This window comes from Vibrio sp. (assembly GCF_050299255.1).
Classification (GTDB): domain Bacteria; phylum Pseudomonadota; class Gammaproteobacteria; order Enterobacterales; family Vibrionaceae; genus Vibrio.
The window spans coordinates 22,789-38,180 of record NZ_JBNKVP010000016.1 but is presented as its reverse complement, the minus strand read 5'-3'; the positions used below and the strand labels follow the sequence as shown (position 1 = coordinate 38,180).

At 55.7% G+C, this 15,392-nt stretch carries 11 protein-coding genes; 1 reads left to right on the top strand and 10 read right to left on the bottom strand.

The genetic code is table 11. From position 1 onward, the window contains the following. Window positions 1-16 precede the first annotated feature (16 nt). From ACQY6F_RS06945 to ACQY6F_RS06920, 6 genes are all read right to left on the bottom strand, one after another. Window positions 17-1,276, bottom strand: a complete 1,260-nt coding sequence (locus tag ACQY6F_RS06945; RefSeq protein WP_428773211.1) for an ABC transporter substrate-binding protein — start codon at window positions 1,274-1,276, stop codon at window positions 17-19. Between the two features lie 441 nt (window positions 1,277-1,717). Then, window positions 1,718-3,004, bottom strand: coding sequence for a dicarboxylate/amino acid:cation symporter (locus tag ACQY6F_RS06940; protein WP_428773209.1), 1,287 nt, complete (start codon window positions 3,002-3,004; stop codon window positions 1,718-1,720). Between the two features lie 31 nt (window positions 3,005-3,035). Further along, on the bottom strand, window positions 3,036-4,460 hold the full coding sequence (locus ACQY6F_RS06935; protein ID WP_428773207.1) for an aspartate ammonia-lyase: 1,425 nt from the start codon (window positions 4,458-4,460) through the stop codon (window positions 3,036-3,038). 247 nt (window positions 4,461-4,707) lie between these two features. Continuing rightward, window positions 4,708-6,117, bottom strand: a complete 1,410-nt coding sequence (locus ACQY6F_RS06930) for a sigma-54-dependent transcriptional regulator (protein ID WP_428773206.1) — start codon at window positions 6,115-6,117, stop codon at window positions 4,708-4,710. A 6-nt stretch (window positions 6,118-6,123) separates the two neighbouring features. Beyond that, window positions 6,124-7,806, bottom strand: coding sequence for a transporter substrate-binding domain-containing protein (locus ACQY6F_RS06925; RefSeq protein WP_428773204.1), 1,683 nt, complete (start codon window positions 7,804-7,806; stop codon window positions 6,124-6,126). Beyond that, window positions 7,803-8,726 (bottom strand): LysR family transcriptional regulator, encoded by a 924-nt coding sequence (locus ACQY6F_RS06920; RefSeq protein ID WP_428773203.1) that lies wholly within the window; start codon window positions 8,724-8,726, stop codon window positions 7,803-7,805. The genes ACQY6F_RS06925 and ACQY6F_RS06920 overlap by 4 nt, the downstream gene beginning before the upstream one ends. A gap of 298 nt (window positions 8,727-9,024) precedes the next feature. Here ACQY6F_RS06920 and ACQY6F_RS06915 point away from each other — a divergent pair, with 298 nt between their 5' ends. After that, window positions 9,025-9,735: an aspartate/glutamate racemase family protein gene (locus ACQY6F_RS06915; RefSeq protein ID WP_428773202.1), complete on the top strand. Its 711-nt coding sequence runs from the start codon at window positions 9,025-9,027 to the stop codon at window positions 9,733-9,735. 119 nt (window positions 9,736-9,854) lie between these two features. On the opposite strand, the gene ACQY6F_RS06910 is transcribed toward ACQY6F_RS06915, so the two are convergent. The 4 genes from ACQY6F_RS06910 to ACQY6F_RS06895 form a co-directional block, all read right to left on the bottom strand. Beyond that, the gene (locus ACQY6F_RS06910; RefSeq protein WP_428773200.1) at window positions 9,855-11,966 is read right to left on the bottom strand and encodes a methyl-accepting chemotaxis protein; all 2,112 of its coding nucleotides are present in this window, start codon (window positions 11,964-11,966) and stop codon (window positions 9,855-9,857) included. 237 nt (window positions 11,967-12,203) lie between these two features. Further along, window positions 12,204-13,280 (bottom strand): TRAP transporter substrate-binding protein, encoded by a 1,077-nt coding sequence (locus ACQY6F_RS06905; protein ID WP_428773199.1) that lies wholly within the window; start codon window positions 13,278-13,280, stop codon window positions 12,204-12,206. A gap of 329 nt (window positions 13,281-13,609) precedes the next feature. After that, window positions 13,610-14,140, bottom strand: coding sequence for an MltR family transcriptional regulator (locus ACQY6F_RS06900; RefSeq protein ID WP_428773197.1), 531 nt, complete (start codon window positions 14,138-14,140; stop codon window positions 13,610-13,612). Between the two features lie 48 nt (window positions 14,141-14,188). Further along, complete coding sequence (locus tag ACQY6F_RS06895) at window positions 14,189-15,337, bottom strand: mannitol-1-phosphate 5-dehydrogenase (RefSeq protein WP_428773196.1); 1,149 nt, start codon at window positions 15,335-15,337, stop codon at window positions 14,189-14,191. Window positions 15,338-15,392: the final 55 nt, after the last annotated feature.

The window sequence follows — 15,392 nt, the reverse complement described above, 5'->3', positions numbered from 1 at the left end:
TGGGGAGGAAGGACAATTATTGGATCTGATACTTCAGCTGTTGCTCGACGCTTTCCAGCACCTTGTCGATCGGTGCGCCCTGCATCAGGCTGGGTAGCTGAGCGGCAATCGCGGCGTCCACCTCATAGGTGTACATGCCGTAGTTGACCGCCGGGATATCCGCCGCCCATTTGTTGAAGTCGGCGTAGATCTTCTGCTGGTTGAAGTAGCTATCGGCGAACTGGTAAGCCGGGGTGTTGCCGGCAGGCAGGTAGGAGCCCACCGCGCCCTGTTTTGCCAGGATCTGGTTGTAGAACTCTTTATCGCTGCCAAAGGTGGCGTTGAGGAAGTCGATCGCTTCGGCTTTGCTGTTTGAGGCATTCAGCACGTACCAGCTCGAGCCGCCGAGGTTAGAGCTGTTCTTAGCCCCCTCGACAGACAGACGCGGTGTCGGGGCCACGGCCCACTTGCCCTGTTGATCCTGACCGGCTTTCACCGAGGCGGTAATCCACACCCCGGTGGTTATCGACGCGACCGCGCCGCTGTTGACGGCGCCAACCCATTCAGACCAGCCAACGGTCGGGCGGGCAATCTGGGTACGGTACATATCACGGAAGACGGCGATACTCTCTTTCAGCGCCTGGTTGTCTTTGATGTTCAGGCTGCCATCCTGGTTGAAGTACCAGCTGCCGGCACCCTGGATCATCACCCGGATCAGGCCAAGATCGGATGGATCGTTACCCAGCATCGCCACGCCGGTTTTCTGTTTCACCTGCTGGCCAATTTCTAAAAAGCGCTGCCAGGTAATGTTTTCCAGATCGCTGGCGCTAAAGCCGGCTTTTTCCAGGATATCGGTACGGTAATAAAGGCCGGTAACGCCGGTATCAAACGGCAGACCGTACACCTCACCATTGAGGGTCATCAGGTTGACTTTGTAGGGGGCAAACTGGTTGTAGTCGACCACGTCGGTCATCGGGGCAAATGAGCCCGGATAGGACTGCAGGTATTTCTGCGCGTTGTAGTCTTCAATCAGTACCACATCCGGCAGGGCGCTCGTCACGCCGGAAGCGAGCATGGTATGCAGTTTCTGTTCGATGTCGGCTTTGGCGAAGTCGATCACCTTAACGTCGACACCTGGATGGCTGGCTTCGTACTTTTCTGCCGCCTGCTCCATGATGGCGACGTTGAAGTTAGGATCCCAGGCCCAAACCGTGATGTCCTTTGCCAATGCCGCCTGGCTGAAACAAGCAATACCGACCGCGCTGGCCACCATTCCTTTTACCATTTGCTTATTCATATCGTCTTCTCTGTCCTGTAGGATTATCATTATTGGAAACGTTTACAAAATAAAATCTATCACGAATTTGGCCGAATAAAAGCGTTACTGATACAAAATTAACCGATTTAGCCGGAAAATTTGCCACCTTGTGCTATCCATCACTGTTTTAATTGTGATGCTAGCTATTGCTAATCTGAATTGATCGAAACTACAGTGGCCGCATTTATTGACATTCAGGGTGGTTGTGTTTTTTTGTAAACCTTTCCAATTTAACCAGGGGTAATGGGGCAACCGGTTTTAAGTGGCTGAAATGTTGCAGTTACTGCCTCATTGGCCACTTAAGCTGTGGTGACATCAGCCTGTACCGGTGGGGAGGGGGGAGATCGCCGTAGATATAGAAAGTCAGAAACAAAAAAAGCCGCTGCGAGGGAGCAGCGGCTTTGACCCGGGGGAGACGGGTTAAGACTGTTTGGCCAGTTCGGCCTGGCTGGACTGAGAGTTGTCCGCGTAGTAGATGCTTTCGTCCAGTTCGCCTTCACTCTTCGCCACCAGAGTGGTTACCATCAGGTCGCCACAAACGTTGACTGAGGTACGGGCCATGTCGAGGATACGGTCGATACCGGCGACGATCGCCAGGCCTTCCATCGGCAGTCCTACCGTAGTCAGCACCAGCGACAGCATGATCAGACCGGCACCCGGTACACCGGCCGTACCGATGGAAGCCAGGGTAGAGGTGGTGATGATCAGCAGATAGTCAGAGGTGGACAGGTCAACACCAAACACTTGGGCAATAAACAGCGCACAGACACCCTGATACAGAGCGGTACCGTCCATGTTGATGGTGGCGCCAAGTGGGGCGACAAAGCTGGCCACACCTTTAGAGGCGCCAATTTCACTGCGCGCCGCCTGGATAGTAGCCGGCAGAGTACCTGAACTGCTGGTGGTGGTGAATGCTACTGCCGCCGGGTTGAGCAGGCCTTTCAGGTACGGTTTCGGATTGAGACGGCCGAGAACTGAGATAAAGCCGCTGTAAACCACCAGTACGTGCAGGATACAGCCGAGGTAAACCGCCAGGATCACCTTGCCAAGCGGCAGCAGAATTTCCAGACCGTATTTGCCCGATACCCAGGCCATCAGGCCGAAGATACCGTAAGGGGCAAACTTCATCACCAGTTCGGTCAGCTTGTACATGGCTTCCGCCAGGCTTTCGAAAAAGCGAACCGCCGGATCGGCTTTTTCGCCGATCATCGACAGGGCGACACCCAGTCCCAGTGCAAAGAAGATGATTTGCAGAATGTTACCGGAAGAGAGCGCGTTGGCCGGGTTTTTCGGAATAATGTTCAGCAGGGTGGTGATCAGGCTTGGTGCCTCTTTGCCCGCTGCCGCGGCGTTGGCGGTCATTTCGACGCCGGCACCGGGGACGATGGCGATCGACAGGCCGATGCCGATGGTGATTGCCAGCGCGGTAGTCATCAGGTACAGCACCACCGATTTGGCGCCGATGCGGCCCATTTTTCTGGTGTCTTTCATTGAGGTCACGCCGACGATCAACGAGCAGAATACCAGCGGCACGATCAGCATTTTGATCAGGTTAATAAACAGGGTGCCGATAGGTTTCAGGTATTCGGCCTCCGGGCCAAGCACGCTTCCCACGGCAACACCGGCAATCATACCCAGCAGGATCTTCTTCCATAACGCGAGCTGCGCCCAGGCGCCCCGCTTGGTTGGTTCCGTTACATTTTGCATAGTTCTATTCCTTTGTAGATCGGTTGTCGAGTTAGCCTTTCAAAGGCTGAGGTGAAATCATGTTTTGTGGCTGAAGGACTTCCGCCACCTGTTGTTGGCTCATCAGGCCCTGTTGCAGCACCAGTTCGATCACGCTGACGTTCTGCTCCAGCGCCTGCTTGGCGATACGGGTGGCATTTTCATAGCCGATATAAGGGTTTACGGCGGTGATGATACCGATGCTGTTATCGACCAGTTCACGGCAGCGCTGTTCGTTGGCGGTAATGCCGACCACACACTTGCTGCGCAGCATTTCCATCGCCTTGGTCAGCAGCCGCAGCGAATCCAGCACGTTGTAGGCGATCAGTGGCTCCATCGCATTCAGTTGCAGCTGGCCGGCTTCCGCCGCCATGGTGACCGCCATGTCGTGGCCGATTACCTGGTAGGCGACCTGATTGACCGCTTCCGGGATCACCGGGTTGATCTTGCCCGGCATGATCGAACTACCCGGCTGTTGCGCCGGCAGGTTGATCTCGTTCAGCCCGCAGCGTGGTCCCATGCTGAGCAGGCGTAAATCGTTGGCGATCTTGGACAGCTTCACCGCCAGGCGTTTTAACATGCTGGAGAACAGCACAAAGGCGCCCATGTCCGAGCTGGCTTCCACCAGATCGCTGGCGGCGACAAAGCTGAAACCGGACAGCTCGGCCAGGTGGCCGACCGCCAGCTCCGAGTAGCCGGGCAGGGTGTTAATGCCGGTGCCGATGGCGGTGCCGCCCAGGTTAACCTCTTTCAGCAGCTCAGACAGTCCGGCGATGCGGTCGATGTCTTCTCCTAGAGTGGTGGCGAAAGAGTGAAACTCCTGACCCAGCGTCATCGGTACCGCGTCCTGCAGCTGGGTGCGGCCCATTTTGATCACGTGCTGGAACTGCTCGGCTTTGTCGGCAAACGCCTGTTTCAGGTTGGTCAGGGTGCTGACCAGCTCGTGGTGCTTGATCAATACCGCCAGCCGAACCGCGGTCGGGTAGGCATCGTTGGTAGACTGGGAGCAGTTAACGTCGTTATTCGGGTGCAGCGCCTGGTAATCCCCTTTGTCCCGGCCGAGGTATTCCAGGCCGACATTGGCGATCACTTCGTTGGCGTTCATATTGGTTGAGGTGCCGGCGCCGCCCTGGATCATATCGACCAGGAACTGATCGTGATGCTGACCGCCGATAATGGTGCGGCAGGCGTGGCTGATCGCGGTCAGTTTGTCATCGCTTAACTGACCGAGTGAACAGTTTGCCTTGGCGCAGGCGAGTTTGACCGTCGCCAGCGCGTTGACCAGCTCCGGGAAGTGGTTGATCGGCACACCGGAGAGATCAAAGTTGTTCAACGCCCGCTGAGTTTGAACACCGTAGTAGGCGTGGCTGGGTATCTCAAGCGGGCCGAGCAGGTCGCGCTCAGTGCGGAATTCGGGGGAGGTAAGTGGCGCAGTCACAGGCTGTCCTTTATCGTTATGTTGAGTAGATGATTAGCCTGAGTAGCAAAAGTGATGCCAGACGGTTAACTTGATGTTAACTTGTTGTTTTTGATGGTTTTATTTTGATTGATTGCTCAATTGGCATCAATGTGATGGATAGGAGCTATAACCAGGGTTATAGCCAGAAAGCAAACTGGCGCCGAAGCGCCAGTGTGTAAGGGGATTGTTAGTGGGTTATAACTTAAGTTATCGGTTATAACCAAAGTTATAATGGCGCTTCGGACTGCTTTTTCAGTCGTTTGCTCAGCGCCGGCTGGGAGATACCCAACATCTTGGCCGCCATCGACTGATTGCCATTACTGCGTCGCATCGCTTCATTGACCAGCAGGTCGCCGATCTGCTGCAGAGTCGGCAGAGCGTGACAGCGGGTCAGCAGGTCATCGTGACTGACCGAGGCCAGCTGGTTGGGCGAACTCTGCAGCTGGTACTCCTGAAATGTCGCGGCGGTTAAGCCCTCGCTGCCACTGCGAGAAATCGCATCGTACAGCAGCGCTCTCAGCTCGCGCACGTTGCCCGGAAAACTGTAGCCTGCCAGTAGCTGGAGCGCATCGCTGCTGATGGTCGGCTTGTCGCGTGCCATCTCCTGGCTGATGGTGTCGGCAAAATAGTTGACCAGCATCGGAATATCCCCGCTGCGCTGACGCAGCGGCGGGATTTCTACCCTGTGGGTCATCAGCCGGTAGTACAGGTCACGGCGGAACTTGCCCTGTTGTTGCAGTTGGTTGAGATCCTGATGGGTAGCGACGACGATTTTGGCATCGATGCGCTTGGGCCGGTCGCTGCCGAGCGGGTAGTACTCGCCTTCCTGCAGCAGCCGCAGCAGTTTCACCTGCGAGCTTGGGTCCAGATCGCCGATCTCATCCAGAAACAGCGTGCCGCCAGCCGCCTGCTCGATCATCCCGGCGCGGGCTTTTTCTGCCCCGGTAAAGGCGCCGCGGGTATGGCCGAACAGGGTGTCGGAGAACATGTGGTCATCCAGTCCGGCGATATTAACGCTGACCATTGGCCCTTTACGGTTGCACACCTTATGTACCGCGTGGGCGAACAGCTCTTTGCCCACACCGCTTTCACCCTGCAGCATCACCGGCTGACGCGAATCGGCGATGGTTTCCAGGTACTGGAATATCGCCAGCATGGCGGCGTCCTGAGTGACGATGGCGGCAAACGCTTCCGGTCTGTCCAGCGCGTTGTGCAGCAGTTTATCTTTCAGCTTGTCGGTCTGCTGGCGGGTTTCGATCTGGTTGATGGCTTTATTGATACTGGCCAGGTAGGCACTGATATCAGCGGTTTTGACGATGTAGTCAAACGCGCCAAGCCGCATGCATTTGACCGCCGTATCGAGCTGGTTCAGGCCGCTGGCGATGATCACCACCACGTCCGGGTGCTGCTCGGCGATCTGCAGCAGTAGCTCTTCGCCCGAGATATGCGGCATGGTCAGGTCCAGCAGCACCAGTCCTATCGGCTGTTGATCCAGTAGCGCCATCACCTGACGGCTATCGTTGCACTTAAGCAGGTGGTTGATGCCGCCCTGGCGCTCCAGCGACAGGGACAGGCTGCGGGTGAACGAGGGTTCGTCGTCCACCAGTAACACGGCAAAATTTGGATAGCTTGGCATGATTCGTTACTTCTTGTGCTGGTGTGGGTGGTGAGCGCTGGCAGGTAACCTGAGGCGGACCGTGGTTCCGCTGCCTTGGCGGGAGTCGAAAATCAGCTCGCCACGGTGCTCTTTGACTATGCTGGACGACACCGACAGGCCGAGCCCGGTGCCACCCACTTCGCGTTTGGTGGTGTAAAACGGGTCACTCAGCCGGGCCAGGTTATCCGCCTCAATACCGCACCCCTGGTCGCGGACCGACAGCTGAATCCAGCCGTCGCGGCACAGTTCGCTGCGCACGGCGATCGCCTGGTCCGGCGAAGTCAGCGCCTGGCAGGCATTAACGATCAGGTTGATGATCACCTGTTCGATACGCTGGCTGCTGCCGAGAAAAGTGGGCAGGTCCGGTTGCAGTTGCAGACGAAACTGCTGAGTCGACTGGCGAATGGTGTTGTCCAGCATTCGCACCGCCGCTTCGGTGACCTGGTTGATGTCGACCTGCTCGCGGTAGTCGTCCGGCTCCTGGCGGGCAAAGTCGCGCAGGTCGGTGACGATGCGCTTGATCCGTTCCGTGCCGGCCTGCATATCTTCCAGCATCAGCGGCAGCTCCTGTTTCATCCGGCTGTAAGGCAGCCCGGCCAGGGTAAAATCACCGTGCTGCTGTTGGTGCTGATCCAGCAGCGGCTCCAGGTCCTGATAGACGTCTTTCAGCATCGGCAGATTCAGCAGCAGCAGGCTGGTGGGGTTGTTGATTTCGTGCGCCACTCCGGAGACCAGGATGCCGAGCGAGGTCATTTTATCGGCCTGGATCAACTGCTGGTGCTGTTTTTCCAGTTCACGGCTGCGTGCCTGGACCTGGCGGGCCAGCGAGCGGTTCCACAAGCCAATTGCCGCCAGCGCCAGCGACAGGATCAGCGCGGCAATGGCGGCACTTTTACCCCAGCGGATCCAGGGCATCTGTTGCTGTTCCAGCGCGCCAAGCCATTTGTCGTAAATGGCCTGCTGGCGGCCGTTTTTTTTCAGGATCGCCAGCCCTTCGCTGAACTTAGCCAGCAGCTCATCGTTACCTTTCAGTACACTGTATCCGTAGCGCTGAATACTCGGCATGCTGCCGACCACTTCGATATTGCCAAACTGGTTCTCTTTTTCAATATACAGCCCGGGCAAGTTGGCGACGATGGCATACGGGTAGTCGCCTTTGGACAGAAACTTCAGCGCTTCGACATGGGTTTCGGCCAGCACGATTTCCTGATCAAAACCCTGCTGCAACAGAAAGTCATGCATAAAACCGCCGCGTTGGACAACGATCTTTTTACCGCGTAACTGCTCCAGACTGGTGATTTCATCGCTGCCTTTACGGGCGAAAATCGACTGGGTGATGATGGCGTGCGGTGGTGAAAACTCGTAATTTTTCGCCCGCTGGGCTGAAAACACCATCCCCTGCATCACGTCGATGTCGCCGCTCTGGAGCTGATTGCGCATCTGATCCCAGTTGCCGAGGGTGATTTCAACGTCCAGCCCCATCAGGTCGGCGATGGCGTAGGTAAGTTCAGTGTTGTAACCGTCCGGTAGGCCGTTTTCGTTGATAAACTCATACGGTGGGTAGTTCCAGTCGCCGCCGACACGGATCACCTGCTGAGCCAAGCCGGGCAGGGCCAGCAGGCTTAGTGTCAGCGTCAGGCTAAGCCTGGTCAGTACGGCCAGCCTCATAGCGGCAGTTCCTGCTCTTCGGTCTGCGGAAACTGGCGACACAGCTCCTGCCATAACTGTTCGGCGGCAGGTGACAAGGGCCGGTCACAGCGGAACAGGCTGATGGTCAGCGGCAGTTGCCAGCGCTCTCCGCCGCATTCGATCAGGCTGCCACTGGCCAGTTCGGTTTTCACCGACAGCGCCGGAACCCAGGCCACGCCGAGGCCCTGCATCGCCATCATGCGCAGCGAATCGGCCAGTGACGATTCAAACTGCTTGTGCAGCGCCAGCGGGTGGCTGGTCTGATTGAGCAGGTGGTGCACGCAGCGTCCCAGATAGATCTGGTCCGGGTAGGCGAGGTAAGGAATATTGGCTTTACTGCGGCTGTCGAGATCATAGCTCGGCTGGCCGTTTGCGTCCGGTGCACACACCGGCAGCAACGCGGTCGTGGTCAGTTCCAGCTTTTGAAATTTCGGGCTGTTCATACTGCCGTCGTCAAAAGCGATCAGAAAATCGCTGCTGCCGTTTTTCAGCGAATGGATGCTGTCGTCGACATCGGCCACCAACTGGCGCGACTGGACGCCGCGCAGATAGGGTTGCTGGCTCTGGATAAACTCGGGAAAAAAGCACAGCGACAGCGCATGCGAAACGGAAAAATCGATCACTTTCGCCTGCTGTTCAACGTGCTGAATATGGTCGGCGCATTCGTTCAGCTGGCGGACGATATTCTTGGCCGAAATCTGAAAGATGGCCCCAGCCTGGGTAAGCTGGATCGGAGTGGAGTGGCGGTCAAACAGCTGGCAGTCCAGCGCCTGTTCCAGAGCGCGTATGCGGCGGCTGAAAGCGGGCTGGGTGACAAACCTGTGTTTGGCAGAGCGCGAAAAACTGCGGGTTTCTGCCAGGGACAAAAAGTCTTCCAACCACTTACTTTCGATATTCATTCGCCACCATCCACTGTGTTAATCATTTGTTAATGTAAGAGTGGCCGCCGGGTAAGTCAATTGGTGCCCGCGCAGCGCACAGCCTGGCTGCCTGCCTTCCAGAACAGTGCCGAATCATAAACCACTCTGAGGCTGGGTGTCAGAAAATAATTCCCTTTGCGCAAGTTGGTGCTTATCGGGTTAGCGGGTCATCGGCCATTATGCGTTTCGTGCATGGGGCCAAAAAATAAGCATTAGCCAGCGGCGTTGAAAAGATTAATTTAAATAGCATCCAGTCTTCGCAACAGCCGAGGTTAACGTGTTAGGAATTTTAGGTGGAATGGGGCCGATGGCCACCGTGGATTTTATGGCAAAGGTGATCAGCAATACCCACGCCAGTGACGACCAGAGTCATATTCCGATGATCGTCCATTCGGTGCCGCAGATCCCGGACCGTACTTCGTGCATCGTGTCGGGCACTGAATCGCCGCTGGCGGCACTGAGCCAGGGGTTGAACCGGCTGGTCGCCAGTGGTTGCAGCATGATCGCCATACCGTGCAATACCGCCCACTACTGGCACCAGGATTTAACGCGTATCAGCCCGGTACCTATCCTGCACATTGCCCATAGCTGTGCCCGCCAGCTCAGGCAGCGTGACATCTCCCGGGTGGCACTACTGGCCACGCAAGGGACGGTCAATGCCGGTATTTACCAGTTGCTGGAGAGTGAATACGGTATCGAAGTGGGTTACCCGGACCCGGCTCAGCAGCAGCAGGTAATGGCGGCGATTTATGCGGTTAAATCGGGCCAGGTTGAAAGCGGTGCCCGCATGCTGGAGCAGCAGGTTGCGGCGATGCTGGAGGCGGGGTTTGAGTCGACCATTCTCGGCTGCACCGAAATTCCGTTTGCTCTCGACAGTATTGAATCCGAGCTGCGCCACGCGACTCTGGACGCCACCCTGGCACTGGCACAGGAGTGTGTCAGCTGGTATCAGAGCCAGTCCCGGCAGCCGCCGCTGGCGGTGGGCTAAACCGCCGCGCAAGCTAACGCCACACTAAGGTGGCCAGTATTTTCCTTTACCCTAGTGATCGATACCCCCTAGGTACTTTCTTTCAGTTTGGCCTCACCTCAGAGTGAGGCATTTTTTTATTAAAGCTCAAAGCGACCCACCAGTTGATCCAGCCGGGTGAGCGAGTTTTTCATCAGCGCGGTACGGCGTGCCAGTTGGTGCGATTCCTGCTGCAATAATGTGGTGGTCTCGGAAGCCCGGTCGGCCGTCTGGGTATTGTCTTCACTGTTTTGCGCCAGTTGCTGGATCACGCTGAACAGCTGGTTGACGGCCGTTTGTAGCTGCTGGTTCTGCTGACTGACGTCGATCACCTGGCTGCTGCTTTCCACATTGGCGATGCCCTGCTGCATAAAGGTGACCGCAGTATCCGACTGCTGATGCAGTTCGGTCATCAGCTCGCCGATATTCTGCGCGGCGTGCGAGGTGCGATCCGCCAGTACCCGCACTTCATCAGCAACCACAGAAAATCCGCGGCCGTGCTCACCGGCCCGCGCGGCCTCGATCGTCGCGTTGAGTGCCAACAGGTTGGTCTGCGCGGTAATGTCGGTGATCAAAGAGACAATATCACCGATCTTGGTCATTTCCGCGTTGACCTGGTCGACGCTGTTAGCGGACGCCTGCACGATCTGTTTGATCTGTTCAGCCGCTTCTGCCGCTTTTTGGTACTCCTGCCGTGCGCTCTGCACCGAGTCTGACATCAGCTGGTGCATCTGATTGGCGTTGTCGTTGGCCGAGGCAATCTCCTGGCCCTGGTTTTTGGCCAGTGCCAGTAACTCGGTGATCGATTGGGTGGTCTGCTCACTGGAGCCGGATAGCCGCTGGCAACTGCGGAACATTGACTCGGAGACCTGATTGACCTCGCGACTGGCGAAAGCTAGGTCGGCCATCAGCGATTGCAGGTTGTCGATAAAGCTGTTGGTCCAGCGGCCCAGGTCGCCGGTTTCATCGCTTTTAAACTTGCTCGGATCGAGCCGCTGGGTCAGGTTGCCATCGCCTTCGGCCAGAATCCGCATCACCTGGGTCATCTGCTCCAGATTATCGGCCAGCGGTTTGATGCTGAATTGGCGAAACTGTGCCGCGACCAGCCAGAGAAACAGCAGTGACAGACCGGCGCTGTATAACGGCGACAGAGCAAACAGGTGCTGCAGCAGCAGTGGGAAGGCGATCAGCGCCAGCGAAGCCCAGGTAAAGCGCCGGGTCAGCCGCTGGCTCAACGAGCGGTGACGGTACACCTCTTCCAAATCCGATTCGCACATCATGCCCCAGCTATCCTTGGAACCGGGCAGGCTGAACGTGACTCCTTTACCGATCACCGGAATATGACGGTAGTCGGAGTATCCGGGGTATTCCACATACAGGTTGGCACCGTGGCGAATGGTTTCCCGCACCCCTGGATGGAGCTGTTTGGTCGCCGGGTCATTAAATATCACTTCAAATTCGGTGTGGTGTCGCACCTGTACCGTACCCCAGTTGGTGCGGATGCCCTGCTTCAGGTTCTCGCCGTGGGAGAAGGTGCTATCTTCAAAGCGCGAGCGCGACAGCGCGGTGCCGGGGGCGATGCTGGAATCAAAGTTGGCTTTGACCATAAACAGGTAGTTGTCGCCGGACTCGCTGTAGATATGTCCGGCTTCGCGCTGGATCAGGTCACCCAGCACGTCATTGGGCACCCGGCCGCACAATACCGGACCGTCAGCCTGGCCGGGTAACATCGGCTGGTAAAACATCAGCGTCACCGCATCGTGAAACTTAGAGCTGGACGGGCCGATGGTGTCGGTCACCGGGTCGATGTAAGGGCCGTGTAGGAAAGGTTGCTGGCGCCCCTCTGCCAGAGCCTGAGGATGGCGGTGGGCCTGGTTGACGCTGGCCCGGTAGCTAGAGTGGCTGATGGTACAGCGGCTATCGACGATAAACAGTTCAGAAAAATCCGGGCTGCGCTGCAGCAACCGGTCAAGTGCATCCGGGTAGCCGTCCGGCGATTTGGTGTTGAGATAGAATGCCGCGTCGCGCAGGAAGTCCCACTGGTTTTCCGCCCAGGTGGTGAGCAGTTTTACCCGGGTTTGGGCAATGTTTTCAAAAGTCTGTTCCAGGGATGGGACGCGGCGGCGGTTGAGGTAGCAGGCTTTTTTCATTGCCAGTTTGCCGGTTGGACCAAACCAGGGCAGCCAGCTCTGTTCTGAAGGGCTCAATTGCATTAATGGTACTCGCTATATCAATAAATTATTGATTTATTAGCAATTGTTGTACCTTATGTGGCTAAGAGGATCTGGGTGGCAATATCGCGTTCAAGTGGTGATATTCACCAACGACAGTGGCATTACTGGCATATTGTCAGGTCAGTAGCGGGGCGTTGACCTGCTGGCGAATCATGATGGTGCAATAATAAAATAGCGCACCAGATAGGTGCGCTATTCGCTAAGCTTTTCAGAGGCTTATTTGTCCTGATCGTTCAGGTAAGCCTGCAGGGAGATGTGAGTCCAGTTACGCATGGTTTGCAGGTAATGCGCCTGTGAATCGAGGATCTCTTTCGCCAGCGGATCGCTGTCGGCCTGCTCTTTCAGCAGCGCGGCGTTGGCCTGCTTCAATTGGCTCAATACTTCAGGTGGGAAACTGCGAACTTTGATATCCGGGTACTCCTGGCTCATCTTCGACCAGCTGGTGGCATTTTCGTCCAGCGCCTGGGTGTACATATCAAATGCCGCGACGCGGAAAGCGGTCTCGAGAATGGCTTTCAGATCGTCAGGCAGTGTGCTCCAGGTTTTCTTGTTAACCAGGAACTGAGTCTCGGACCCAGGTTCATGCCAGGCGGTGTAGTAGTAAGGGGCAATCTTCTGGAAACCCATCCGCAGGTCAAAGGCCGGGCCGACCCATTCCAGGGCGTCGATAGTGCCACGCTCCAGTGCGGTGTACATTTCGCCCGGGGCGATATTGGTCGGTTTGGCCCCCAGACGCGCCAGTACTTCGCCGGCAAAGCCCGGAATGCGCATTTTCAGCCCCTGAAGGTCATCCACCGAGTTGATCTCTTTCTTAAACCAGCCACCCATCTGAATGTCGGAGTTACCGCCGGGGAACGACAGCAGATTATGCGGGCCGTACACGCGCTGCATCAGTTCCATACCGCCGCCACGATAGAACCAGGCGTACTGTTCCATGGTGGTCATGCCAAATGGCATTGACGAAAAATAGAGGGTATTCGGTACCTTGCCTTTCCAGTAGTAAGAGCTGGAGTGGCCCAGGTCATACTGGCCGGATTTCACCATGTCGAACACGCCCAGCGGTGCTTTATGTTTGTTGGCCGAATCGATGCGGATATCCAGCCGGCCGTTTGACATCTCTTTAGCCAGTTTGGCCATGTTTTTCGACGCGTCCCCCAGGATAGGCGTATTCGGCCCCCAGGTTTCCGCCAGTTTCAGGCGATAGACTTTTTCCGCCGCGGCGGAGGTAAAGGAAACCACAGCCAGCGATGCGGCCAGTAATGCGATCGGTATGGTTTTGAAAGGCAGGGTCATTGGTAACATCCTCGTTGTTATTATGATTGTAATCCGTCACTACTGTCCGATTAGAGGATATTATCGTCAATAGCACATCGAGCGAACATATATGCTGCATTTGGAATAAACTGCTGGTTAGCAGCGAAAAGTCTTCGCTTTAATTAGGAAAACTTGGGGGCCATCCGTGCCCATCTGCTAGATGAATATCCAAACTAAGAGAAAGATCCCGATTTGCATTTTGCCGGATAAGTCACGAGTGGATAAGGGGGGGCAAAGCGTGCGTAAACGCTATCCGAAAATGGGAAATGCCCTATCGTGTCAGGAGTTTGAATACAGAGCAGGCTGGATTAGAACGGGCTATCCTTAGCCAGTTCATTGCAAATTTCGACGATCGCCAGTGACAGCCCGGATTTGATCACCTGCTGCTGACGCTGGATTTGCAGTTGGTAAAAGTGGATATCGATATCGCCGTCGGGTTCATTGATCGGTAACTGCACCATGCCCATTTTTTGCACCAGGTTAAGCTGTTGGATGGTGTCCAGAATGGCCGGATCGGTAAACTCGTAATCACAGCCATCGCTGTTGAGTTTGTTTTTCAGCTTAATAATATCTTCGATATCGTGGTAAATGTCGTCTGGCAACACGCCCAGACCAAACAGCAACTTGAGCCGCACCGATAAGTTGCCCAGCGGGCCGGTGTCGTGCAGCAGAGGTTCCACGACCGATTTGACCGCGAAGTTATCCTTGCGGAAGATCCGCTGCATCAGCGCTTCGATGGACTCATTGAGTACATCGACCGAGGCGATGAAAAATCCGCGCACCGAAGTCGCACTGTTCAGTCTCTCAATGATTTCGGTTTCGTTGATTTTAACTACCATAAACTCATAACAATTGTATTTATATGGGGAGCCAGGCTCCCCATTGATTCAAAGCGTATTGAAAATCTGTTCCACGACAGCCAGCTCGTCACAGTTTTCGTCCAGGCCGGTATATTTGGCCAGGGTTTTACGCACTCCCAGCTCGGCTAAGCTGGTTTGCAACTCAACCGCTTGCGGATCTGTTGCGTTAGTATATTTCAGCGCGGCGGCAATGCCTTTTAACAAGGCGCTGTTTTCGGTGCCATATTCTATTGTACCGAGTAATGGCTTTATTAATCTATCGTTTTGACCCAATTTGCGAATCGGTTGACGGCCGACCCGGTCGACTTCATCGACCAGAAACGGGTTGGCAAAACGGCCAAGGATCTTCTCAATGTAGGCGCCGTGTAGCTGGCGGTCAAAACCGTAGCGGCGGATCAATACTTCACCGCTCTGTTCCATCGCGGTTTTGACGTCGTGGCGGATGTCCGGATCGTTAATCGCGTCGCGAATGGTTTTATGCCCTTTCAAACCGCCAAGATAGGCGGTGACGCAATGGCCGGTGTTGAGGGTAAACAGCTTACGCTCGACAAACGCCATCAGGTTATCGGTTTTTTCCATGCCCTCGATTTGCGGAATGTCGCCTTTGAACTGGTTCTGGTCGACGATCCATTCGCTAAAGCTTTCCACGGTCACTTCCAGCGGGTCATCGTTGGCGGCATCGGCCGGTGGTACGATACGGTCTACCGCTGAATCGACGAAACCCACCAGTTGGTCGGCCTGGTCATGCAGTTCTGGGTCAAGGTACTTATACACTTCCTGTTTTAAGTGGCTGGTACCACGGACCATGTTTTCACAGGCGATGATATTCAGCGGCTGAGTATTGCCCGACTCGAAGCGGCGGCTGATGCCGGCGGCGATGGTCTTGGCGATAATATCCAGCACATTGGGCCCAACGGCAGTGGTAACCAAGTCGGTGGTGGCAATCTGGTCGATAACGGCGTCACTGGCGGAGTTAACGGCTGTAACGTGCTGTACGGTGTCGACTTTGCATTCGTTTCCGACCACTTTTACCTTGTACTGCTGGTCGTGGCTGAGTTGATCGACTAGCGGTGCGTCAACGTCAGCGAAGGTGACATGAATATCAGCATCGGCCAGCAGTTTACCGATAAATCCACGGCCGATGTTACCGGCACCAAAATGCAGTGCATTTTTCATAATAATTACCTACCTAAAAAATGATGAACAACAAACACAATCAAAAGTGAGGTCT